Here is a 23795-nt window from a genome sequence, read left to right as displayed (position 1 = left end):
CCGGGACACTGACACGGCCGAGCGACCCGCCGCAACGCGACCTGTGGACACACCTGTGGATATCGGTGTGGAAAAGTGGCCCAGGGCTGTGTACGCCGGTGGACAACCCTGTGGATATCTGTGGACAACGCCTGTGCATAACGTCGCGTAGTAGCCGCTGACCTGCGAAAACATTGCCCCCAGCCTGTGGAGGAAGAAAAAGTTGGGCGAGTCTCATCACGCCACGCCGACACCTGGCGACAACACTGCCGACACCGGGAGTTCAGACACCACGGCTCCCCATGAGCCATCCGACGTGACGTTATCCACAGGTACGACCGCGCCCAGGGGCCGCCGTCGTACGCTCAGACCCCGCCGTCGCGCGGATCACGACGCCGGGCCGTACGGCGACGACGGCCGCCGCCGGCTCGACCGGGAGATCCTCGCGCTCGCGCTGCCCGCGCTCGGCGCGCTGATCGCCGAACCACTGTTCGTCCTCGCCGACTCCGCGATCGTCGGCCATCTCGGCACCGCGCAGCTCGCCGGCCTGAGCCTCGCCTCGAACGTCCTGCTCACCATCGTCGGCCTGTGCGTCTTCCTGGCCTACACGACCACCGCCCAGGTAGCCCGCCTCACCGGTGCGGGCCGCGAACGAGACGCCCTGCAGGCCGGGATCGACGGCATCTGGCTCGCGATCGGCCTCGGCGCGGTCCTCGCCGTCGCCCTGGTCGCGGTGGCCGACTGGACCGTCCTCGCCCTGGGCGGCCGGGGCGACGTCGCGCACCACGCCGTCACCTACCTGACCTGGGCCGCCCCCGGCCTGGTCGGAATGCTCATGGTGAACGCGGCCACGGGCGTGCTGCGCGGCCTGCGCGACACCCGCACCCCCCTGATCGTCGCGTCCCTCGGTGCCGTGACCAACATGATCCTCAACGTCGTGCTCGTGTATGGGGCGGGCCTCGGGATCGCGGGATCGGCGCTCGGCACCATGCTCACGCAGTTCGGCATGGCCGCCGCCTTCGGCATCATCGTGGTGCGCGGCGGTCGTGCCCGCGGCGCGTCCCTGCGTCCGCACGCGCGCGGCATCCTCGCGGGCGCCCGCGCCGGCCTGCCCCTCGTGATCCGCACGCTCAGCCTGCGCGCCGCGATCCTGCTCACGGTCTATGTCGCCGCCGGCCTCGGCGCCGTGGCGCTCGCCGGGCACCAGGTCGTCAACAGCATGTGGGGACTGGCGGCCTTCGCCCTCGACGCGCTCGCCATCGCGTCGCAGGCACTCGTCGGGCACGGCCTCGGCGCCGGCGACGTGACGCGCGTCCGCGCCGTGCTCCACCGCTGTCTGCAGTGGGGCGTCGGCGCGGGCGTGCTCATCGGGCTGTTGATGGCGGCCGGCGGGTGGTGGATCGCACCGCTGTTCTCGTCCGACGACGGCGTGCGGGTGGCCACCGCGCTCGGCCTCGCCGTCTGCGGGGTGACGATGCCCATGGCGGGCTGGGTGTTCGTGCTCGACGGCGTGCTCATCGGCGCCGGCGACGGGCGCTACCTCGCGTGGGCGGGGATGCTCACCCTGGTCGCGTACGTGCCGGTCGCGCTCGCCGTCCACGCGTGGGCGCCCGACGGCGGCGTCGGGCTGGCCTGGCTGTGGGCCGCGTTCGCGGGCGTCTTCATGGCGGCCCGGGCCCTGACGACGGGCCTGCGGGCGCGCGGGGACCACTGGATGATCACGGGGGCATGAGGGCCGCCTACTCCGGGACCCGCAGGCGATAGCCGACTCCGCGCACCGAGGCGACCTCCAGGCCGCGCATACGCGGCAGCCGACGGCGGAGTCGTTTGATCGCGGAGGTCACGGCGTCGGCGTCGCCGAGGTACCGCGTGCCCCACACGTGCGCGGTCAGCTCCGCGAACGTCCACACGCGGCCGGGCTGGGACGCGAGGGTCGCGAGCAGGTCGAACTCCTGGGCCGACAGGTGCACGTCTCGCCCCTGGACCCGGACCTCGCGCGCCGCGAGGTCCAGTGTGAGAGGGCCGTGCACGATCGGTTCGCTCCGTGCCGGAGGAACGGCGGGAAAGGCACCACTCACCGCGGGAACGGCTCCCGTGACGACGGGGACCTGGCCGGTGGGCGCCGCACCACGGGCCGGCGTCGGCCCGGCGAACGAGTCCGCGGGCCGCAGCGGCGGCCGGCTCCCGTGCGGACCCCGCCGGGGGAACGCGAGCACGCGGCCCCCGTCGGGCGGTGTCGACCCGGGAGGGTCGGTGTCCGGCGTCGGGTCGTCGGTGGGTGCGCGGCCCGGCGCCAAGAGGTTGACTGCGCTGTCACGGTCCGGGACGACGAGGACGGCATGTCGGCCGCCGAGCGCGTGCACCACCTGGGCGACGGTCTCGGCGGGAAGTCCGACACAGACGATGTAGGCGTCACTGCCAGGGCGAGGTGCGATGCGTGTCACGGTGGCCTCTCTGGGATGCGGCCGGTGGTCTCGTGGTGCGGGCGTTCACTCGGGTGCGTCCGACGGCGGTCGCGCGTCGTTGCGCTGTCGGGAGGTGCCGCCGGGCTTCAGGGGCAGGATTTGGACCATTCTGCCGTTTCCTGCGGCCTCGGGTCGTTGTCTACCGTTAATTCCGTGTTTCAGTATGCCCGGCCGGAAAGTCGGTGTGACGTAATTACGCCATTCGCTGAGCGAGCCGCCAGAATTCACCCGCCAGGAGCGGGTGAATTCCTCGGCCACGTCTTGACGCGGACGGCTGACCGGATGTCGACCGGATCTTGGCCCTGAATCGACCTTGCCGTGACCCGGAGTCGCCGCCCCTTCGTCCTTGTTGCCCCGAGCAGCAGGAACGACTGTGGTTTCCGGCCCGTAACCGCGGGCCGACACGTGCCTCCGCCACAGGGCGGAGGCGCCGAACCATGGAGGCTCCATGCACCGTCGCAGAATTGCGCGGCGCGCGAGCACTGCCGTCACCGCGGCATTCGCGCTCCTCGCAACTTCAGCGGTGACCGCTGCGCCAGCAGCGTTCGCCAGTCAGCAAGGCACCGGCCTGTCCCTCGCCGCAGTCGCCGACGACCCGGAGAAGAAGTTCACCTCCACCGCACGTGAGCAGCTGGAGGCGGAGAAGACCGCAGCGTTCTGGATCGAGTTCACCGACCGGGCGGAGCTCGAGCCGGCCAAGGACATCGCCGACTGGGCCGACCGCGGTCAGTACGTCGTCGACGCCCTGCAGGAGACCTCCGAGGCCGCCCAGGCCGACGTGATCAAGCAGCTCGAGGCCGCCGGCGCGGACTACGAGTCCTACTGGATCAACAACTCCATCTACGTCGAGGACGGCACGCTCGCCCTGGCCGACCGGGTCGCGACGAGCAGCGCCGTCGCGAGTATCCACGAGCAGTTCGACATGCTCGAGATCGCACCGGTGAAGAAGGTGCCGGCGGACGAGAAGCTCACCACCGCCGTGGAGTGGGGCATCAGCGAGATCAACGCCCCCGAGGTGTGGGACCTGGGCTACACCGGTGCGGGCATCACCGTGGCCAGCTTCGACACCGGCGTCGACGGGAGCCACCCGGCCCTCGCGGACCAGTACCGCGGTATGGGTGCCGACGGCAGCGTCGACGACGACTACAACTGGTTCGACGTCCCGGGCGGCTGTGGCGGCAGCCCGTGCGACACGCAGGGGCACGGCACGCACACCACCGGAACCATGGTGGGTGACGACGGTGCCGGCAACCAGGTCGGCGTCGCGCCGGACGCGACGTGGATCGCCGCCAACTGCATCGACAACGCCGGCTGCACGCGTGACGACTATCTTGCCGACGCGCAGTGGTTCCTCGCTCCGACCCGCGCGGACGGCAGCGATCCGGATCCGGCGATGCGCCCGCACGTCGTCAACAACTCGTGGGGCATCCCGCCCGGCGCGCCCGATCCGTACGGCTGGATGCGTGACGAGACCCTCGCGTGGGACGCGGCGGGCATCTTCGGCGCGTGGGCCGCGGGCAACGAGGGTTCCGCGTGCGAGACGTCGCGGTTCCCCGGCGAGTACGAGAACACCTACGCGGTGGGCGCTTATGACGTGAATGGCACCATCGCGACCTTCTCGTCGCGCGGCCCGGGCGAGAACGGCGTCACCACGCCGAACATCGCGGCGCCGGGCGTCGACGTGCGCTCGTCCGTCCCGGGCGGCGGGTACTCGAACTTCAACGGCACCTCGATGGCCACCCCGCACCTCGCGGGTGCCGTCGCGCTGCTGTGGAGCGCCGCCCCGGCACTGGTCGGCGACATCGAGGGCACCAAGGCGATCCTGAACCAGTCCGCCGTCGACACCGAGGACCTGCAGTGCGGCGGAACGGCCGAGGAGAACAACGTCTGGGGCGAGGGCAAGCTCGACGTCGCCGCGGCGATCGACGCCGCCCCCACCGCGGGGACCGGCACCGTCGAGGGCGTCGTCACCGACACGGCCGAGGCTCCGATCGCCGGTGCCACCGTGCTGCTCGACGGGGAGCGTGACCGCACCGTCACCACCGGTGAGGACGGCGCCTTCACGGCGACCGTGGTCGCGGGGGACTACGACGTGTCGGCGTCTGCCTTCGGCTACCTGGCCTCCACGCCGGAGCCGGTGACCGTGGCCGAGGACGAGTCCGTCTCCGTTCCCGTCACCCTGGAAGCCGCACCTCGCCACAGCGTCTCCGGCGCCGTCACGTTCGCCGACGGCAGCCCCGTGGCGGGTGCCCCGGTCAGTCTGGGCAGCCACTTCGAGGACGTGACGACCGCGGAGGACGGCTCCTTCGCGTTCGCCGACGTGCCCGAGGGCACCTACCCGCTCTCGGTGGTGATGGGCGGCTGCGCCTCGTCCTTCGCCGAGGACGTCGTCGTCGACGGCGACCTGGACGTGCCGGTGACGATCGAGGCACTGGTCGACGAGCGCGGCTACTCCTGCACCGTCTCGGCCGGCGAGTACCTGCAGGGTGACACCGACACCGGCCTGTCCGGGGACGACGGCTCGACCACGGTCTCGCTGCCGTTCGACTTCACCTACTACGGCGAGTCGTACGACACCGCGCACGTGACGACCAACGGCCACGTGAACTTCCTGGCCTCCACCACCGCCTACTCGAACGTGTCGATCCCGGCGTCGTCCGTGCCGAACGCCGCGATCTATCCGTTCTGGGACGACCTGTACTTCGTCTCGGGCGAGTCGGGCCTCTACGAGGGCACGACGACCGTGGACGGGACCGACGCGTACGTGCTCGAGTTCCGGGACGTCGCCCTCTACGCCGACCGGGACGCCCGGCTCGACTTCTCGGTCACGCTGCTCGCGAGCGGCGACATCGTGCTCGGCTACGGCGAGCTCGCCGGGAGCGGCGCCACCGCCGCCGGGTCGTCGGCCACGGTCGGGATCGAGGACGAGGCCGGCGCGGTCGGTCTCGAGTACTCCTACAACGCCGCCGTGCTGTCCGAGGGCCTGTCCATCACGTACGTCGCGCCGCCGCTGGCGACGCTGTCGGGCATCGTGAAGGACTACAACACCAAGGAGCCGGTGGCCGGCGCGACCGTCACCATGACCGGTCCGGACGGTGCCGCCGACACCCTCAGCACGGGGGACGACGGCCGCTACACGGCGGTCGTGGCGCTCGGGCGGTACGACCTGGAGTTCTCCGCCGACGACTACGTGCCCGTCGGCAAGCGGGTGAACCTCGCGGAGGACGGCGACTCGAAGACCCGGAACGCGCAGCTCAAGGCGGGTCTGCTGACCGTCAACAAGGAGGCCGTCTCCGTCGAGAAGCGGCTCGGCGGCGCACCGGCGACCCGGGGCTTCAGAGTGACGAACGAGGGTTCGGCACCGGCCGACCTCTCGCTCGGAACCGACGGCGGCGACTTCGACATGCTCGGCCTGGGCTCCTCGACCGGCGGCGTGATCAACCACGTCGAGGGCGACGCCACGGAGGTCTCCTCCGAGGCGCCGGGGGTGTCCATCGGAGGCTCCCGGGGCGCGAACCCGGACGGGGCGCTGGGTACGTCATCGCTCACGGCCGGCGTCTCGGCCTTCCCGGCGGTGTCCGTACCGCAGGCCGAGACGACCATCACCCACTCGACGTCGCAGGAGGTCGCCGCGCTCAACTCGGCGTCCTGCGGGAGTGACTTCGGTACCTCGGAGAACCGCTTCCTGCGGACGTTCACGCTGGGCGACTTCGGGATCGACGGCTCGTTCGCCGTTTCCGAGGTGTCGTTCGGCATCGAGGAGGCGACGGCGCAGACGCTGACCGTCAACCTCTACGAGCTCGTCGGCGAGGACCTCGTCTACGCCAACCTGGAGCAGCTCGGCTCCGCCCAGGCCGACATCGAGGCGCAGACGCTCTCCATGGTCAGCGTCCCGGTGGAGGGGGAGATCACGGGCGGCACCCTGGTCGTCGAGGTGGTCTCGCACGACCAGCGGGACAACGCCGGCGTGTTCTACATCGGTTCGAACGCGGACGGCCAGACCGCTCCGTCGTACCTCGCGGCGGACGAGTGCGGGATCAGCGAGCCGGCGACGACCGACTCGATCGGCTGGGCCGACATGCACATCGTGATGAACGTGTCCGGCAGCACCGGCGGCGGTGGCGGCAGCGACACGGCCTGGCTCGACGCGCAGCCCGGCTCGGTCACGCTCGACCCGGGCGAGTCCGTGCGGATCGTCGCGACCATCGACCCGCGGGCCGTCGACCAGCCCGGCACCTACACCGCCGACGTGGTGCTGGGCGCCGACACGCCGTACGCCGAGCCGTCCGTCACGGCGACGCTCGTGGCCAACCCGCCGGGGAACTGGGGCAAGGTCTCCGGCACGGTCGCGGACACGGCGGGCGCCCCGCTCGACGGCGCCACCGTGCACCTCGACGGCCTGGAGAAGGACGTCACCCTCGTCACGGGCGGGGACGGCACCTACGAGTACTGGATGGGGGTGTCCAACAACTCGCTCACCATGATCGTCGCCAAGGACGGCTACGTCCCGCAGGTCCGTACCGGCACGATCGTCAGGGGCCAGACCGTCACCTACGACTTCGCGCTCGACGCGCTTGCCTAGCGTGACCTGTCCGTAACGGGCAACCCCGCGGCCCGGTCGTGCGTCCTTGTGGACGGACGGCCGGGCCGTCGTCGTGTCCGGTTCGCACGGCCTTGCCCGGTTCGTGCGGCTGGTCCCGTGAGCCGAGCGGTAATTTGGAGCCTAATGTGAAGATTAATCCACAAGGAGCGAACTTTCCTTGCCGGTCATCCCGAAGTGGGTCACGGTGTGATCCAACCGTTATCCGACGGTTGCCAACGCGTCCGTGGTTCACGGGCGCCAGATCCCAGGAGGCTCCATGCGACGTCGCACCATGCCCGGAAGGAGAACCGCTGCCGCCCTGGCGACAGCGCTATCCTTCGTGGCCGCCTCGGCGGTGAGTGCCGCCCCGGCGCTCGCCGGCCCGCCGGCCGGGCTGCCGAGCACTGCCGGTGCAGTGACCCCCGATCGACCCACCGACGACGCGGGCGGCTCCTCGGCCGCCGGGAAGAGCAAGCTCACCGACACCCTGCGGGCCCGTCTCGGAACCGGGAAGTCCGGTGACTTCTGGATCCGCTTCGAGCAGACCGCCGACCTCGAGCGCGCGACCACCATCACCGACTGGGCCGAGCGCGGCCGGTACGTCTACGACGAGCTGACCGCCGCCGCGAAGCGGTCCCAGGCCGACGTCGTCGCCGAACTGCGCTCGGCCGGAGCCGACCACGAGACCTACTGGATCAACAACTCCGTCCTGGTGACCGACGGAGACCTGGAGCTCGCCACGCGTCTCGCCGCCGAGCCCGAGGTCGCGAGCGTGCACGAGCGCGTCGCGGTCGAGCCGATCGAGCCCGTGGAGCAGCACCCCGCCGGCGAGGCCGGAACGGCATCCGTCGAGTGGGGCGTCGAGGCGATCAACGCCCCGGCCGCCTGGGACCTCGGCCACACGGGCGAGGGCATCACCGTGGCGACCGTCGACTCCGGCGCCGACCTGGAACATCCGGCGCTCGCGCCCCACTACCGCGGGGCGGCCGAGGACGGCACCGTCAACCACGACTACAACTGGTTCGACGCCTCCGGGAGCTGCGGTGGTGACCCGTGCGACAACGCCGGCCACGGCACCCACGTCATGGGCACGATGGTGGGGGACGACGGCGGCGACAACCAGATCGGCGTCGCGCCCGGTGCGGAGTGGATCGCGGCGAACGGCTGCCACAGCTGCTCGGACGCCGACCTGCTGGCCTCCGGCCAGTGGATGCTCGCGCCCACGCGCGCGGACGGCAGCCAGCCGAACCCGGCGCTTCGGCCGCATGTCGTGAACAACTCCTGGGGCTCCCAGCTCCCGGGAGACATCAACGACTTCTTCGCCGACGAGATCGCCGCCTGGGAGGCAGCGGGCATCTTCGGCGTGTGGGCCGCCGGCAACGCGGGCGAGGCCGGCTGCCAGAGCACGTCCTCACCCGGGGCCAACGCCGCCACATACTCCGTGGGCGCCACGACCTCGGAGGGCGAGATCGCCGGGTTCTCTTCCCGGGGGCCGGGCGAGGACGGCATGATCCAGCCGAACATCGCGGCACCGGGTCAGGAGGTCCGCTCCTCCGTGCCCGGCGGCGGCTACGAGGTGGCGTCCGGCACCTCGATGGCGGCGCCGCACGTCACCGGTGCGGTGGCCGTGCTGTGGTCGGCCGTGCCGAGCCTCATCGGTGACATCCCCGTCACCCGGGACCTGCTCGACGCGTCCGCCGTCGACCACGCCGACGACGAGTGCGGCGGCACCCCGGAGAACAACAACGTGTACGGCGAGGGCGACCTCGACGTCCTCGCCCTGGTCGAGGCCGCGGGCGAGGAGGAGAGCGGCGACATCGCCGGGACCGTCACCGGCACCGACGGCGAGCCCGTGGACGGTGCCACCGTCACCGTCGGCGAGCGTTCCACCGCGACCGACGCGTCCGGCGCCTTCCGCATCCTGCTCCCGGTCGGCACGTACGACGTGGAGGTCGAGGCCTTCGGCTTCGTCGGCGGGGTCGTCGAGGGCGTCGAGGTGTCCGACGGCGGGACCGCCGCGGCCGACATCGCTCTCGAGCGCGCGCCCATGACCACCATGACCGGCACCGTCACGGACGGATCCGGGCACGGCTGGCCGCTCGGCGCGAAGGTGCGGATCGCCGAGGCCCCCGCGGACTTCTCGGCCTGGTCCGACCCGTTCACCGGTGAGTACACGCTGGACGTCCCGGCGAACTCGACGCACACGGTGATCGCCGACCCCACCGCCGAGGGCTACGCGACGTCACGCGAGCCGGTCGAGGTGTCCGCCGGGCCCGTCGTGCACGATGTCGCCGCACGGGTGACCGCGGCCTGCGTCGCACCCGGCTACGGGTTCGGCGGCGCGGACATCCCGGTCGAGGAGTTCGAGTCCGGCGAGTTGCCTGAGGGCTGGAGCGTGGAGGACCTCGCCGGGACCGGCGAGGTGTGGACGTTCGACGACGACTTCGGCTACGGCAACATGACCGGCGGCGAGGGCCTGTTCGCCGAGGTGAACAGCGATGCCTACGGGCCCGACGGGCACCAGGACACGACCCTGACCACGGCACCGCTCGACTTCTCCGGGCTGTCGGCGCCCACGCTGGCGTTCGACCAGGCCTTCGACACGCTCGGGGAGTTCGCCGACGTCGACCTGTCGATCGACGGCGGCGAGACCTGGGAGACGGTGCTGCACCAGACCGCACCTGCGCAGGGCCGGGCGTTCGTGGACCTGTCCGCCGCGGGCGGCGAGAGCGACGCGCTCGTCCGCTTCCATCTCGGTGACGCCTTCTGGGGCCTCTGGTGGCAGATCGACGACGTCGGCTTCGGCGAGTGCCTGCCCGTCGCGGGCGGTCTGGTGTCGGGCCACGTCACCGACCTGAACACGGAGGACGGCGTGGTCGGCGCGACCGTCGCCGACACCGAGTTCCCGGACGACGGGGTGCCGACGGCGGATCCCGCCAACACCCACGTGCAACCCGGCTACTACTCGCTGTTCGCTCCCGCGGGCGAGCGGACGATCTCCGTGAAGGGTGACGGGTACGTCTCGGACGAGTCCCCGGTCCAGGTCACCGCGGACACCATCACCCGGCACGACGTCGAACTCGCGGCACCGCGCCTCAGCGTGACGCCCGACCAGGTGTCCGACGACATGGTGCTCGGCGGGACCGGCTCCGGACGGTTCACCGTGACCAACGAGGGCACCGCCTCCGCCGAGGTCGAGGCGTACCCGGGGACGTCGGACTTCGAGATCCTGTCGTCCGGCGCCTCGGGCGGCACGATCAAGGGAGTCGAGCGGGAGGCGACCGAGGTCGCGGCCGCGCCCGTTCCGTCGTCGGGCAAGCCGGGAACGGCGCACCGCACGGCCGCCGCGGACGCCACGCCGTCGGACCCGGCGGCCGAGCGCTACGCGCCGCACGGGCGGGCCGGGAAGGCGGTCACGCCGGCCCCGACGCCGTCCCTGCTCGCGGGTGAGGGCACGACGATCACGCACTCCTCGTCCCAGGAGATCGCGCCGGGCAACTCGGTGGCGTGCACGGGCGCCGCGACGCAGGTGCTGCGCACGTTCACGCTGGAGGACTTCGGCATCGGCGGGGAGTTCGCGGTGACGAACGTGTCGTTCGGCGTCGAGATCGCCGATCCGGGGACGGAGGTGACGGTCAACCTGTACACGCTGGACGGTGAGCTGCTCTACGAGAACATGGAGCTCCTCGGCTCGGCGACCACGGAGCTGGAGGACGCCGACCTCACGCTCGTCGACGTCCCGGTCGCGGGGACGGCGCCGGCGGGCAGCACGCTCGTCGTCGAGGTGGCCGTGCCGGACGGGCCGGTCTTCTTCGTGGGGTCGAACGCGGAGCCGGAGACGGCGCCGACCTACCTCGCGAGCGAGGCCTGCGGGAACCCCGAGCCGGCGGAGGTCGCGGATCTCGGCTTCCCCGACATGCACGCGGTCATGAACGTGACCGGTGGGACCTCGGTGGACGTGCCGTGGCTCGACGTGCAGCCGCCGGTGTTCTCGCTGGAGCCCGGTGAGTCGGCGACGGTGCACGTCGGGATGGACAGCAGCCGTGTCGACCAGCCGGGCACGTACGAGTCGGCCGTCGTGGTGGACGGTTCGACGCCGTACCGGGCGCCTCGGGCGACCGTGACGATGTCGGTCGACCCCCCGAAGAACTGGGGCAAGATCGCCGGCACGGTGACCGGACAGCCGTGCGAGGGCGACCCGGCGCCGCTGGAGGGCGCGTTCGTGAAGCTCGACGGTTCCGCGTACGACGTCACGCTCGTGACCGGGCCCGACGGCGGCTACGCACGCTGGATGGGGGTGTCGAACAACAAGCTCACGCTGCTGAGCTCGGCGGACGGCTACCCGCCGGAGATGAAGTCGAACGTGCGGATCATCAAGGGCAGGACGGTGGTCCACGACTTCACCCTCACCGAGTTCTGCGGCTGACGAGGAGGTGACGGCTCGCTGGTCGGTCATGTGGTGACCGGCCAGCGAGCCCGGTCCGTCCGAGGCGGACGCCCATCCGGCGCGACCACTTCAGGCCGTCTCGTCGCCCCGGATCCAGGCCTCCAGCCGCGCGCGCCCCTCGGTGTCCTCGCGCTGCTCCGGCGGGGACTTCATGAAGTACGTCGACGCCGGGTGCACCGGGCCGCCCTGGCCGCGGTCCTTCGCGATCTTCGCGCAGCGCACCGCGTCGATGATGATGCCCGCGGAGTTCGGCGAGTCCCAGACCTCGAGCTTGTACTCCATGTTCAGCGGAACCTCGCCGAACGCGCGGCCCTCCAGGCGCACGTAGGCCCACTTGCGGTCGTCGAGCCAGGCGACGTAGTCCGACGGCCCGATGTGCACGTTGCGGTCGTCCTTCACGCCGGCGAGCGGCCCGTCGGTCAGGTTGGAGGTGACCGACTGGGTCTTGGAGACCTTCTTCGACTCCAGCCGCTCGCGCTGCAGCATGTTCTTGAAGTCCATGTTGCCGCCCACGTTGAGCTGGTAGGTGCGGTCCAGGACGACGCCGCGGTCCTCGAACAGCTTGGCCAGCACGCGATGCGTGATGGTGGCCCCCACCTGGGACTTGATGTCGTCGCCGACGATCGGCACGCCCGCCGCCTCGAACTTCGCGGCCCACTCCGGGTCCGAGGCGATGAACACGGGCAGCGCGTTGACGAACGCGACGCCCGCATCGATGGCGCACTGCGCGTAGAACTTGTCGGCCTCCTCGGACCCCACCGGAAGGTAGGACACGAGCACGTCCACCTCGGCCGCGCGGAGGGCGGCGACGACGTCGACGGGCTCCGCGTCGGCCTCGTCGATCGTGTCGCGGTAGTAGGTGCCGAGGCCGTCCAGGGTCGGACCCCGCTGCACGGTGACCCCGAGCGGTGGCACGTCGGCGATCTTGATCGTGTTGTTCTCCGACGCCGTGATCGCCTCGGCGAGATCGAAGCCCACCTTCTTGGCGTCGACGTCGAACGCCGCCACGAACTCGAGGTCACGGACGTGGTAGCCACCGAGCTGGACGTGCATGAGGCCCGGCACCTTGTCGTGCGGATCGGCGTCCTTGTAGTAGTGCACGCCCTGGATCAGGGACGACGCACAGTTCCCGACACCGACCACCGCGACGCGGATGGAAGTCATCCTCGCTCCTTACTCTGAGGTGTGTTCCCTGGGGACTTGGGGTGGACGCCGCTCGCGGAGTCCACGCGGCCGCGTTCGGCGCGGATCAGCCGGTCGATCCAGTCGACCTCGTGCTCGACCTTCTCCTGCCCGAACCGCTGCAGCTCGCGGGTGTACTCGTCCGCGCGGTTCCGGCTCCGGGCCGCGGCCTCACGGACCGCCTCGAGCTGTTCGGCGAGGCGGGTGCGGCGCCCTTCGAGGATGCGCAGGCGGGTCTCGGCGTCCGTCTGCCCGAACAGGGCGAACCGCACGTCGAAGTTCTCGTCCTCCCACGCGGTCGGCCCGGCGTTCGTCAGGAGGGTGTGCAGATGTTCCTTGCCGTCGGCGGTGAGCTCGTAGACGATGCGGCCGCGCCGCCCGAGCGCGGGCTTGTTGGTCATCGTGCCTCGGGCGGGCCTCGTCCGCCCGCCGTTCCGCGCGGTGTTCGTGTCCGACGACGGTCGCTGGTCGCCTTCGACAGCGGTGATCAGGCCCTGCTGGACGAGCCTCCGCAGGGCGGGGTACAGGCTGCCGTACGAGAGCGCGCGGAACGTGCCCAGCGCCAGCCCGAGACGTTTGCGCAGCTCGTAGCCGTGCAGCGGCGCCTCGTTCAGGAGGCCGAGAACGGCGGTCTCCAGCACCTCCGAGCGGCTACGCATACCTGCTGCCTCCCGTCACGTCATGTTCATCTGCGGTTGGTTGCGCCCGACCTATCGAGTCGATACATCGCGAGGATAGGCACGCGACGTTGCCGGGCGCAACGGATGACCGCCCAAATGTGATGAATGCGTGAAGACGCGGGATGAGGGCTGCGGGAGGCGTGGGGGAACTGGGGCGCTCTGCGTGTGATTCCACCCTCATCGTTGCAGGACGCCGAGGAGGTGCCTCTATTGTGTCCGGTGGTTCGATGTGCCCTCGACCGTGCGGTTCCCTAGACCCCGTTCCGGCACCGGCCCCCACCGAACGAGAGGAAGAGGCAGGACGTGGCTACTTCGAATGCCCCGCATATCCCGCCGTTCCGCCCGCGTGCGCGTACCCACTTCTGGAACTACCCACGGCCGTACCGCACGGGCTGGAAGGCCTGGCTGCCGTCTTGGCGATTCGTCGTCGGCGTGATGCTGGCCGGTGCGTCGACACTGGGCGGTGTCGTCATGGCCGCGTGGATCAATCTCCCGGTTCCGGCCGCGATGGCCGAGGTCGGCAACCAGAGCACGATCGTGTACTGGTCCGACGGCTCCAAACTCGGCGAGATCGCCGCTGAGAAGCGCCAGATCGTCACGCCCGACGAGATCGGCGAGAACTGGGACCTGATCACCGGCACGCTCATCGCGTCGGAGGACCAGACGTTCCGGACCAACCTCGGTGTGGACTTCGTCGGCATCGCTCGGTCGGCCGTCAACAACCTCCGGGGCGGGGCCCAGCAGGGCGGGTCGACACTGACCCAGCAGTACGTCGAGACCTATCTGACAGGTTTGAACACGGGATACGACGGGAAGTTCCGCGAAGTCATCCTCGCGCTCAAGGTCGCGCAGGAGGAGGACAAGGACGTCATCCTCGAGCGATACCTCAACACCATCTACTTCGGCCGTGGTGCCTACGGGATCGAGGCGGGCGCGCAGGCCTACTTCGGCAAGTCCGCGAGCAAGCTGGACTACAACCAGGTGGCCTTCCTCGTCGGGATCATCCCCTCGCCGAACCAGTGGGACGGGACCACCGACCCCGAGTACAGCAGGAGCTGGGTGGAAGGGCGCTGGGAGCGTTCGATCGGCTTCATGGCCTCCGAGGGTGTGATCACGGCCGACGATGCCGCCGCGGCGAAGTTCCCGGAGCCCAGGAAGTACACCGCCGGCGGTGCGAAATCGGGCCAGACGGGCTATCTGATCGAAGAGGTCAAGAGGGAGCTCAAGGATCCGGACGGAGCCGCGCTCTCCGAGGACGACCTGCTGAGCGACGGATACAAGATCTATACGACGCTCGACAAGAAGATGCAGGCCGCTGCCACCGAGACGGGTTCGTCGATTCCCACGACCGCGCCCGACGCCAAGGTGGACAAGAAGCCGGGCAAGGCGTCCAAGTGGCTTCGCTCCTCGGTCGTCACCATCGACCCCGCGAACGGTGCGATCAGGGCGCTGTACGGCGGGCCCGACTACGCCAACCCGTTCTACCAGACCAATGCGGCGACCCAGGACACCTCCCAGGCGGCGTCCACGTTCAAGCCCTTCACCCTCGTGGCGGCGCTGGACCAGGGCATTTCCATGGGCCAGAAGTACAACGGGGACAGCCCGCAGCAGATCCCCGGCTGGAGCGTGCTGAACAAGGACACCGGCCAGGAGGAAGAGATCGAGCTCGGCAACTTCGACCACGAGAGCTTCGGGCAGATCGATCTCGCCGATGCGACCAAGGATTCGGTGAACACCGTCTACGCGCAGCTGAACGTCGAAGTGGGGCCCGACGCCACACGGCAGGCGGCGATCGACGCGGGCATCCCTCTGTCCACCGACGGTCCCGCACAGCTGGCGAACGTGCTCGGGACCGACAACGTGACGACGCTGCAGCTGGCTCGCGCCTACGCGACGTTCGCGGCGCAGGGCGTCCGGACCGACCCTCACCTGGTGAAGAGCGTGACGACCCTGGATGACGAGAAGCGGTTCGCGACGCCGATCGAGGAGGAACGGGTCTTCGACGAGGAGATCATGGCGGGCGCGACGTACGCGATGCAGCAGGTGGTCGAGGACGGGTCGGGCGTGGCCGCCCAGGAGCTCGGCCGACCCGTCGCCGGGAAGACGGGTTCCTCGAACGAGAACAAGTCCGCGTGGTTCGCCGGCTACACGCCCCAGTACGCGACTGTCGTGGGCCTGTACCAGTACGACCGCAACGCGAACACCTACCGGCAGATCCAGTCGTGGGGCGACTACGAGGCGATGGGGTGGCCGATCACCGGTGGAACGTGGCCGGCATCCGCGTGGACCGAGTACATGCAGAAGGTGTACCAGATCCACAGCGAGCTGCCGATCGCGGAGTTCCCCGAGTACGAGTACGAGCCGGTCATGCCCTCCCCGTCGCCGACGCCGACCGACCAGCCCGAGACCGTCCAGATTCCGGGCGGCCTGAGCGGACGGCCCTGGCCTGACGTGCAGGCGGAACTCGTCGCACTCGGGCTCAACCCCCAGCCGAGGGAAGTCGAAGGGCGCGAGGGCTGGGACCCCAACACCGTCGTCCGCGTCCACGGTGAGGGTCAGGAGGTCGAGGTCAGCTCGACCGTCGAGGTGGAGATCACCGGTGCGGCCGAGGTGGGCGCCGCCGTGCCGGAGGTCCGCGGACTGGACCAGCGGGCCGCCGAGAACGAACTGCGTCGAGCTGGATTCGGGGTCGACATCCAGACCCAGGCGTCGGAGCAGCCGGAGGGCACGGTGGTGGAGCAGAACCCCGGCCCGGGCTCTCAGGCCGGCGAAGGTTCGACCGTGACGATCTGGGTCTCCGACGGCTCGCTCGGCGAACCGTCCGATGGTGCGACCTGTGGCGTCTTCGGCAACCAGCCCTGCGACGAGCCCAGCAACGAACCCACCGGGGAGCCCAGCAACGAACCAGGCCCCGGCGGCGGCAACGGCAACGGCGGGGGCTGACGTTCCGCCGGGCGGCGGCTGATGCCCGCCGGTGACCCGCGACACCCCGCTCCTGCTTCGGCCGGGGCGGGGTGAGGCGGTAGACTCGGCCCTTGCTGCGCCCGGCTCTGTCGGGCGCGGCGACGTGAGAACCCTCCTGTCACGGAACGACCGTGACCGCTGAGACCAGAGGAGGTGGGTATCGACATGCGTCAGTACGAACTGATGGTGATCCTGGACCCGGAGGTCGAGGAGCGCACCGTTCAGCCGTCGCTCGAGAAGCTGCTCACGGTCGTGAAGACCGACGGCGGCACCGTCGACAAGATGGACATCTGGGGCCGTCGCCGTCTGTCGTTCGACATCTTGAAGAAGTCCGAGGGCATCTACGCCGTCGTCGACTTCACGTCGACGCCGGACACCGCCAAGGAGCTGGACCGCCAGCTCGGTCTGAACGAGGCCGTGCTGCGTACCAAGATCCTGCGCACGGACGCCCGCTGAAGTAACTGCTGAGCTGTGGTCCCCCCGGGGACACTGCCGCCGGTCGGCGGATGTCAGTGTCTCGTGATGGGATGCGACGAAACGGCGTCGAGACGAATCGAGGAACTTGGTAATGGCTGGCGAGACCGTCATCACAGTGGTGGGGAACCTGACCGGTGACCCGGAGCTGCGCTTCACCCCGTCGGGTGCGGCAGTGGCCAACTTCACGATCGCTTCCACGCCGCGCATCTTCGACCGCCAGAACAACGAGTGGAAGGACGGGGAAACCCTGTTCATGCGCTGCTCGTTGTGGCGGGAGGCCGCGGAGAACGTCGCCGAGTCGTTGACCAAGGGCATGCGCGTCCTCGCGCAGGGCCGCCTGGTGCAACGCTCGTACGAGACCCGCGAGGGGGAGAAGCGCACCGTCGTCGAGCTGCAGGTGGACGAGATCGGTCCGTCCCTGCGGCGCGCCACGGCCAAGGTCACCAAGGCCCAGCGGTCCGGTGGCGGCGGTTTCGGAGGCGGCGGGGACTTCGGTGGAGGCGGCCAGAACGCTGGCGGCTTCAACGGAGGTTCCGGCGGAGGCTTCAGCTCGTCCGGTGGCGGTCAGCAGTCCGACCCGTGGGCCACGGCAGGCCCCGCGTCGGGCGGTGGCGGGTTCTCGGAGGACCCGCCGTTCTGATCGGCACCCAACCCAGACACCATCTTGTCGTGCCCGGTGGCACGGCCTGTGCGCGGCGCGCATCGGCCGGCCGGGGCGCGGCCCGCACCTGAAGAAGGAGCAACACCATGGCGAAGCCTGTGGTGCGTAAGCCCAAGAAGAAGGCCAACCCGCTCAAGTCCGCGAAGATCGACAACATCGATTACAAGGACACCGCCCTGCTGCGGAAGTTCATCTCGGACCGTGGCAAGATCCGTGCTCGCCGAGTCACCGGCGTGACCGTGCAGGAGCAGCGTCAGATCGCGAAGGCCGTGAAGAACGCCCGCGAGATGGCCCTGCTGCCGTACACGTCGACGGCTCGCTGAGGAAGGGATCGAGAACAATGGCAAAGCTGATCCTGACCCACGAGGTGACCGGCCTGGGTGAGCCCGGCGACGTGGTGGAGGTGAAGGACGGGTACGCCCGGAACTTCCTCATCCCGCGTTCCCTGGCCACGCCGTGGACCAAGGGCGCCGAGAAGGACGTGACCGCGATTCGCCGTGCCCGCAAGGCGCGCGAGATCGCCACGCTCGACGACGCGAAGGCCCTGGCCGACTCGATCGCCGCCAAGCCGGTGACCGTGACGGCGAAGGCCGGCCCGGGTGGCCGCCTGTTCGGCGCCATCACGACCGCGGAGATCGCCTCCGCCGTGGCCGCCGAGGGTGGCAAGTCCGTGGACAAGCGCAAGATCGAGATCGGTCAGCCGATCAAGTCCACCGGCGACTACTCCGTGTCGATCCGCCTGCACCCTGAGGTGTCGGCCAAGATCGCCGTCAAGGTCGTCGCGGGCTGACCCAGCGCACACCCGCAGAGCGAGGCCCCGGATCCCACGAGGGATTCGGGGCCTCGCACTGTCTGGCGTCGCCGATCGTTGACATTCGTCGTCGAGGTCAACGATCGCTGACGTGTGGGCCGGGTCAGACCAGCCCGTGCCGGTGCGCCAGCACCACTGCCTGCACCCGGTCTCGTAGGTGGAGCTTGGACAGCAGGTTGGAGACGTGGGTCTTCACCGTCGCCTCGCCCAGCCAGAGCCGCTCGGCGATCTCGCTGTTCGACAGCCCCGTGCCCACCAGTTCCAGTACCTCCCGCTCCCGCGGGGTGAGCGTGGCGATCGCGCCGTCGGCACCGTCCGACGGCGGCCTGCCGTTCGACGTCAGCGCCCCGTTCGACGACGCCGCTCCGCCCGACGATCGTCTCTCGTTCGACGATGCCGCCCCGCCCGACGGCGACGGCAGCCCGGCCCGCCCCCGTGCCACCGCACTCGCGCCGGCCCCGAGCTCGCCACCGGCACCCGCCCCGCGGTCGACCATCTGCCGGATCACCCGCCGGGTGATCTCCGGCGCGAGGAGTGCGTGCCCCGCCGCGACGGTGCGGACCGCCTCGACCATGCGTTCGGCCTCGGAGTTCTTGAGCAGGAAGCCGCTCGCCCCGGCCGACAGCGCCTGGAAGACGTACTCGTCGTTGTCGAAGGTGGTCAGCACGAGCACCTTCGCGAGGTCGTCGGTGACGACGTGGCGCGTCGCCTCGATCCCGTCCATCACGGGCATCTGGACGTCCATGAGGACGACGTCGGGCCGCAGCTCGCGGGCGAGGTTCACGGCCTCGGCGCCGTCGGCGGCCTCCCCGACCACCTCGATGTCGTCCTCCACCGAGAGGATGAGGGAGAAGCCGGAGCGGACCAGGTGCTGGTCGTCCACCAGCAGGACGCGGATCATGCGAGGACCTCTCGTTCGCCGGAGGACGCGCCCACCGGCCCGCCGTCGGGCAGCGGCAGCCGGACCCGCACGCGGAATCCCACGGTCGCCCGCGGGCCGGCCTCGACCTCGCCGTCGTGCGCGGCGGCGCGCTCGCGGATGCCGATCAGCCCGAGGCCGCTCCCCGAGGTTCCGGGTCGTGGGTGGCCGTCGTCGAGCACCTCGACCTCGGCCCAACCGCGCGGCATCGCCGGGTCCCCGTGCCCGTCGACGCGCAGTGTGACCGACGCGCCGCGCGCCGTGGAGTGTTTCCGCACGTTGTTCAACGCCTCCTGGGTGGTGCGGTACAGGGCCGCGCCGATCGGTCCGGGAACGGTGCCGCTCGCCCCGCTCGGCTCCTCGACCAGGCGGTACACACAGGTCAGACCGTCCGTCGCGTCTCCGACGAGTGTGGCGATGCCGGCGAGGTTCGCGGTGCTGGCGGAGTCCGCCGGCGCGGTGTCACCCGGTCGCGTCCCGTCGACCTGCCGCAGCGTGCCGACCAGACCGCGCATCTGCTCGACGCCCTCCCGGGACGACTTCTCGATCACGCTCAGCGCCTCGGTGGCCTTCGCCGGATCCTTGGTGAGCACCCGCCGGGCCGCGGCGGCCTGGACGCCGATCACGGAGACGTGGTGCGCGACGACGTCGTGCAGCTCGCGCGCGATCCGCAGCCGCTCCTCCAGGACCGCGTGGTCCCGCAGCTCCTGAGCCTGCCGCTCGATCGTGGCCGTCTGCACGGCCACCTGCTTGCGACGCCGGGCGCTGTGCCAGGCGAGCTGGCCCAGGACGATCGCCCCGCCGAAGTAGGCGACGTTGACGAGGAGCTGGTAGAGCGTCAGGGACACCCACGGGGAGATCATCCCTGGTGCCACGCCACCGAGGTCGTCGAGGAACTCGTCGCGCACGGCGGCGTCGGTGAGCTGGACGGCGATCCACCCGAACATCGTCACCAGCACCACGCCGACCGCGATGAGCATCGCGCGCCGGTCCCGCGCCCACGCCACCCCGGAGTACAGGGCCATGAAGTAGGTCACCTGCAGTGTCGCGACCTGGGTCACCGCACCGTTGAACAGCCCCGTCCCCAGGAACAGCGCGTACACGGCGAGCATCGCCATGATCGGGTAGCGGCGCCGCCAGGCGAGCGGGAGTGCCGTCACGCCGGCGAGAAGGTGGGGGAGCCACTCGGGGCTCTCGGGCGCGCCGACCCACTCGAACATTCCCGCGCTGCGACCCAGTTCGGTCGCCGCGATGGTGAGCACGACGATGCAGGCCCCGACGACGAGGTCGTTGTGGAACGCGCGACGCGGATCATCCGGGACGTGCTCCCAGTCGGCGTCGACGCCGAACCATCGCGCGAGTCGGGCAAGGGTGTTCACGGGCTCACCCTAGATGCCGGACGGCGGACCCGGCCTCCCTCTGCGGTCGGAGCCGGTTCCGGGGAGGAGCACACCGCAACCAGCCGATCACACCGCCGAACTGCGAAGGCCGGCGAAGCGGGCCAGACCCTCCTCGCCGACGACGTCGTCCGCGAGCAGCTCGGCCTCGGCGCGCGGGATGCCGCGGAGCGCGTCGTCCAGCACCCGCAGGTGCTCCCCCTCCCGCGTGCGCCGCGCGTCCAGCAGTCCGCCCGCGCCCGCCGGGGAGCGTTTGTTGACCACCAGGGCACCGACGTCGACGCCGAGCTTCGCCAGTTGCTCGTGCAGCTCGATCGTCTCCAGCACGGGGAGCCGTTCGGCGGCCAGGACCAGCACGAACGATGTCGTGGCGGGGTCGGTCAGCGTCTCCCGCAGCCGCTCGAAGCGGGTCCGGCGCCGCAGCAGCACCCGCCGGATCTCTCCGTCCCGCTCGGCCCGCGGGTCGCGCCGGCCGACGAGCCCGCCCGCGCCGTCGTCGTCCGCGTCGTCGTGCGCCAGGCCGCGGAGCGCGGCCCCGAACCTCGCGGACCGTTCCTGCCTGCGCAGCAGGCCTTCGGTCCAGGCGGACATCGTCTCCGGCAGCGCCATCAGGCGGGCCGTGTGGCCGGAGGGCGCCGTGTCGAAGACCACCAGGTCGTACTCGGCGAGGCCGGTCTCGACGGCCTCGGAGATGCGCTCCAGGACGGCGGCCTCGTGCGTGCCGGGCGCCTCGCGGGCGAGGTCCAGGTGTCGTGCGACCTCCCCGGACAGTCGCTCCGGCATCAGCCGTCGGAGGGTCCGCCCGACCTCCTCGAGATGCCGCTCGACGGTCCGCCCGGGATCGATCTCGACCCCGTCGACATACCCGCGGGATCCGGAGGTGAGGCGGGTGGGGGTGTCGCCGACGGGGCGTTCCCACAGGTGGCCCAGGTTGTGGGCCGGGTCGGTCGAGACCAGGAGCACCCGGCGTCCCGCACGTGCCTGGGCGAGTGCCAGGGTCGAGGCCACCGTCGTCTTCCCGACGCCGCCCTTGCCGCCCGCGAACAGGACACGCACGCGCGAGGCGACGTCGTGCAGGGCGTCCCCGCCGGGCCCGCTCAGCAGCATGCGACGTTCTCCAGCGGCGAGCGGTCCATCCCCATCCGGGTGTGCCACTCGTGCACCCGCTCGTGGAGGAGCGGCAGCAGCTCGATCGTGTAGTACGACGCCGGGTTGGGCACCCCGAGCGCCTCGGACAGCACGATGAGGGTGAACAGGTCGTCCTCCTCGCGCTGAGCGCGCGCGAAGGTGCGACGGTAGGGCGCGACGTAGAACTCCCGGAGTCCGTCCGAGAGGCCGCGCCACCACCGCCGCACCGTGCTCATCGCGTCAGTCCTCCGAGCCGCCCGCGGACGACGACGCCGGCGCGGGCTCCGTGTCGTCCGTGACCTCCGGCCCGCGCCACGCCTTCACCATGGCAACGGCGGCCTCGAAAGCGACCCACAGGGAGGCGACGAGGATGATCACGTCGAGCACGAGCTGCAGCCACTGACCGTTCGTGGCGAAGGCGCTGAGCTGCACGATCAGTGCGTACACCGACATGATCAGGACGAACACCAGCGGCACCAGCGCCGGGAGCGCGTTCCGCTTGCGCCGCAGCAGGATCACGGCGATCACCGCGAGGGTGAGGGACGCGAGCAGCTGGTTCGTGGTGCCGAACAGCGGCCAGATGACCTGGAGCCCGCCGTCACCGCCGGCGCCCATGCTGAACGTGATGCCCATCGCGACACCCACCGCGACGACCGTGCCGACGATCTTGTTGACGCGCAGGCCCATGAGCTCGCCCGCCTCCTGCACCACGAAGCGGGAGAGGCGCACGCCGGTGTCCATGGTGGTCGCGGCGAACAGGATCGCCGTGGTCGCGAGGATCGTGGCGGAGAGTCCGGCGGGGATGCCGAGGCCGGCGTTGACGATCGTGGCGCCGCCGGAGACGAACGCGCCCACGCCGCCCGCCCCGAACTCGGCGTACACCTCTTCCCAGTTGGCGAGCGTCGCGAAGCCCGCGGTCGCGGCGATGATCGAGCCCAGGGCGAGCAGGCCCTCGCCGACCGCGCCGAAGTACCCGACGAACCGTGCGTCCGTCTCCTTGTCGAGCTGCTTGGACGAGGTGCCGGACGACACCATGCCGTGGAAGCCGGAGATCGCGCCGCAGGCGATCGTGACGAACAGCAGCGGGACGAGGCTCGGCGTGCCCTCGGGCAGGTTCTGGTTCACCGCCGGGGCGACGACGGCCGGGCTCGCGAGGAGCACCGCGCCGTAGAGGATGCCGAGGGCGATGAAGAGCTGGACGCCGTTGATGTAGTCGCGCGGCTGCAGCAGCACGTGCACGGGAAGCAGCGAGGCCACGCCGGCGTACAGGAACAGGATCGTCAGCCAGAACGGCGCCGCGGAGCCCTCCGGCAGCTCGATCGGGACGGCGTCGCCCAGCAGGATCAGCGCGTACAGCGCCACGACCCCGATCACCGTGGTGAGCGCGAGGTTCATGCGCCAGCGGTAGATCATCTGGCCGACCACGATCGCGACGACGATGGCCCCCCAGGTCGGGATGACGGCGGTGGGGGTGGCGATGAGCAGGTTCTTGATGACCGTCGCGAACGCGGCGTTCACCATGAGCAGCAACAGGAAGATGACGACCAGGAACAGCGACCGTCCGCGGGCGCCGATGTAGCGGCCGGACAGCATGCCCATCGACTGGCCGCGGTTGCGGGCCGACGCCCACAGGGCACCCATGTCGTGCATGCCCGCGAAGAAGACCGTGCCGATGGTGACCCACAGGAACGCGGGCAGCCAGCCCCAGATCACGGCCACGGCGGGGCCCACGATCGGCGCCGCGCCCGCGACGGAGGTGAAGTGGTGGCCCCACAGCACGAACTTGTTGGTGGGGACGTAGTCCACGCCGTCGTTCATGGTGTGTGCGGGTGTGGCGTATTCCGGGTCCAGCCGGTACACGCGGCTCGCGAGGTACTTCGAGTAGAGGAAGTAGCCCCCGAGCACCATGGCGATGCCGATCACCGCCAGGAGGAGGGAGTTCACTGCTGCTCCGATCTGTCGTCGTTGACATCCGTGTCCTGGCCGCGGCACTGCACCCAGGTTTGGATCGAACGTTACCGATCACGAACTCTACGACGGCCCGGCATGTTCCCGGTTCACGGCTTCCTCCAAGGTGAACCCCCGTCAGTCGTCGGACATCCC

Annotated in this window: 16 protein-coding genes; 8 read left to right on the top strand and 8 right to left on the bottom strand. The window is 70.5% G+C overall.

The window, feature by feature from the left end:
* Positions 1-418: 418 nt before the first annotated feature.
* On the top strand, positions 419-1711 hold the full coding sequence (locus tag EDD34_RS20040) for an MATE family efflux transporter (RefSeq protein WP_246012741.1): 1293 nt from the start codon (positions 419-421) through the stop codon (positions 1709-1711).
* Between the two features lie 7 nt (positions 1712-1718).
* Here EDD34_RS20040 and EDD34_RS20035 read toward each other — a convergent pair whose 3' ends face one another.
* A complete protein-coding gene (locus EDD34_RS20035; RefSeq protein WP_123816129.1) occupies positions 1719-2423 on the bottom strand; it encodes a winged helix-turn-helix domain-containing protein in 705 nt (234 codons plus the stop codon).
* Between the two features lie 544 nt (positions 2424-2967).
* Here EDD34_RS20035 and EDD34_RS20030 point away from each other — a divergent pair.
* Positions 2968-7026, top strand: coding sequence for a carboxypeptidase regulatory-like domain-containing protein (locus EDD34_RS20030; RefSeq protein ID WP_246012592.1), 4059 nt, complete (start codon positions 2968-2970; stop codon positions 7024-7026).
* Between the two features lie 277 nt (positions 7027-7303).
* On the top strand, positions 7304-11452 hold the full coding sequence (locus EDD34_RS20025) for a S8 family serine peptidase (RefSeq protein ID WP_123816127.1): 4149 nt from the start codon (positions 7304-7306) through the stop codon (positions 11450-11452).
* Positions 11453-11542: 90 nt separating this feature from the next.
* Here the strand turns inward: EDD34_RS20025 and EDD34_RS20020 are convergent, their stop codons facing one another.
* Together EDD34_RS20020 and EDD34_RS20015 are read right to left on the bottom strand one after the other, a co-directional pair.
* Entirely contained in the window at positions 11543-12637 is a 1095-nt protein-coding gene (locus tag EDD34_RS20020) for an inositol-3-phosphate synthase (protein WP_123816126.1), read from the bottom strand.
* On the bottom strand, positions 12634-13314 hold the full coding sequence (locus EDD34_RS20015) for a PadR family transcriptional regulator (protein WP_123816125.1): 681 nt from the start codon (positions 13312-13314) through the stop codon (positions 12634-12636). The genes EDD34_RS20020 and EDD34_RS20015 overlap by 4 nt, the downstream gene beginning before the upstream one ends.
* Before the next feature lie 324 nt (positions 13315-13638).
* Between EDD34_RS20015 and EDD34_RS20010 the strand changes: the two genes are divergently transcribed.
* The 5 genes from EDD34_RS20010 to rplI all read left to right on the top strand — a co-directional run bounded on the left by EDD34_RS20010 (position 13639) and on the right by rplI (position 18227).
* The gene (locus EDD34_RS20010; protein ID WP_123816124.1) at positions 13639-16278 is read left to right on the top strand and encodes a transglycosylase domain-containing protein; all 2640 of its coding nucleotides are present in this window, start codon (positions 13639-13641) and stop codon (positions 16276-16278) included.
* Positions 16279-16464: 186 nt separating this feature from the next.
* The gene (gene rpsF, locus EDD34_RS20005; RefSeq protein WP_211341645.1) at positions 16465-16755 is read left to right on the top strand and encodes a 30S ribosomal protein S6; all 291 of its coding nucleotides are present in this window, start codon (positions 16465-16467) and stop codon (positions 16753-16755) included.
* Positions 16756-16867: 112 nt separating this feature from the next.
* Positions 16868-17416: a single-stranded DNA-binding protein gene (locus EDD34_RS20000; protein WP_123816123.1), complete on the top strand. Its 549-nt coding sequence runs from the start codon at positions 16868-16870 to the stop codon at positions 17414-17416.
* Positions 17417-17523: 107 nt separating this feature from the next.
* The gene (rpsR, locus tag EDD34_RS19995; protein ID WP_123816122.1) at positions 17524-17760 is read left to right on the top strand and encodes a 30S ribosomal protein S18; all 237 of its coding nucleotides are present in this window, start codon (positions 17524-17526) and stop codon (positions 17758-17760) included.
* A gap of 17 nt (positions 17761-17777) precedes the next feature.
* Positions 17778-18227, top strand: coding sequence for a 50S ribosomal protein L9 (gene rplI, locus EDD34_RS19990; RefSeq protein WP_123816121.1), 450 nt, complete (start codon positions 17778-17780; stop codon positions 18225-18227).
* A 124-nt stretch (positions 18228-18351) separates the two neighbouring features.
* Here rplI and EDD34_RS19985 read toward each other — a convergent pair whose 3' ends face one another.
* The 5 genes from EDD34_RS19985 to EDD34_RS19965 all read right to left on the bottom strand — a co-directional run bounded on the left by EDD34_RS19985 (position 18352) and on the right by EDD34_RS19965 (position 23636).
* Positions 18352-19149: a response regulator gene (locus tag EDD34_RS19985; protein ID WP_123816120.1), complete on the bottom strand. Its 798-nt coding sequence runs from the start codon at positions 19147-19149 to the stop codon at positions 18352-18354.
* The gene (locus EDD34_RS19980) at positions 19146-20546 is read right to left on the bottom strand and encodes a sensor histidine kinase (RefSeq protein ID WP_123816119.1); all 1401 of its coding nucleotides are present in this window, start codon (positions 20544-20546) and stop codon (positions 19146-19148) included. Before EDD34_RS19980 ends, EDD34_RS19985 begins: the two co-directional genes overlap by 4 nt.
* Positions 20547-20633: 87 nt before the next feature.
* Entirely contained in the window at positions 20634-21671 is a 1038-nt protein-coding gene (locus EDD34_RS19975) for an ArsA family ATPase (protein WP_123816118.1), read from the bottom strand.
* Positions 21662-21928 carry a cory-CC-star protein gene (locus EDD34_RS19970; RefSeq protein ID WP_123816117.1) on the bottom strand — a complete coding sequence of 89 codons (267 nt, stop codon included), beginning with the start codon at positions 21926-21928 and terminating at the stop codon, positions 21662-21664. The genes EDD34_RS19975 and EDD34_RS19970 overlap by 10 nt, the downstream gene beginning before the upstream one ends.
* Before the next feature lie 4 nt (positions 21929-21932).
* Positions 21933-23636, bottom strand: coding sequence for a carbon starvation CstA family protein (locus tag EDD34_RS19965; RefSeq protein ID WP_123816116.1), 1704 nt, complete (start codon positions 23634-23636; stop codon positions 21933-21935).
* Positions 23637-23795 lie beyond the last annotated feature (159 nt).

The sequence above is a fragment of the Myceligenerans xiligouense genome, from assembly GCF_003814695.1.
In the GTDB taxonomy this organism is placed as follows: domain Bacteria; phylum Actinomycetota; class Actinomycetes; order Actinomycetales; family Cellulomonadaceae; genus Myceligenerans; species Myceligenerans xiligouense.
Note: the sequence above shows the minus strand (reverse complement) of the source record. Positions and strands in the feature narration are given on the sequence as shown.

Coding starts and splice junctions, on each gene's coding strand:
- EDD34_RS20025 (WP_123816127.1), top strand. CDS start 7,304: ATGCGACGTCGCACCATGCCCGGAAGGAGAACCGCTGCCGCCCTGGCG.
- EDD34_RS20020 (WP_123816126.1), bottom strand. CDS start 12,637: ATGACTTCCATCCGCGTCGCGGTGGTCGGTGTCGGGAACTGTGCGTCG.
- EDD34_RS20015 (WP_123816125.1), bottom strand. CDS start 13,314: ATGCGTAGCCGCTCGGAGGTGCTGGAGACCGCCGTTCTCGGCCTCCTG.
- rpsF (WP_211341645.1), top strand. CDS start 16,465: ATGCGTCAGTACGAACTGATGGTGATCCTGGACCCGGAGGTCGAGGAG.
- EDD34_RS20000 (WP_123816123.1), top strand. CDS start 16,868: ATGGCTGGCGAGACCGTCATCACAGTGGTGGGGAACCTGACCGGTGAC.
- rpsR (WP_123816122.1), top strand. CDS start 17,524: ATGGCGAAGCCTGTGGTGCGTAAGCCCAAGAAGAAGGCCAACCCGCTC.
- rplI (WP_123816121.1), top strand. CDS start 17,778: ATGGCAAAGCTGATCCTGACCCACGAGGTGACCGGCCTGGGTGAGCCC.
- EDD34_RS19985 (WP_123816120.1), bottom strand. CDS start 19,149: ATGATCCGCGTCCTGCTGGTGGACGACCAGCACCTGGTCCGCTCCGGC.
- EDD34_RS19975 (WP_123816118.1), bottom strand. CDS start 21,671: ATGCTGCTGAGCGGGCCCGGCGGGGACGCCCTGCACGACGTCGCCTCG.
- EDD34_RS19970 (WP_123816117.1), bottom strand. CDS start 21,928: ATGAGCACGGTGCGGCGGTGGTGGCGCGGCCTCTCGGACGGACTCCGG.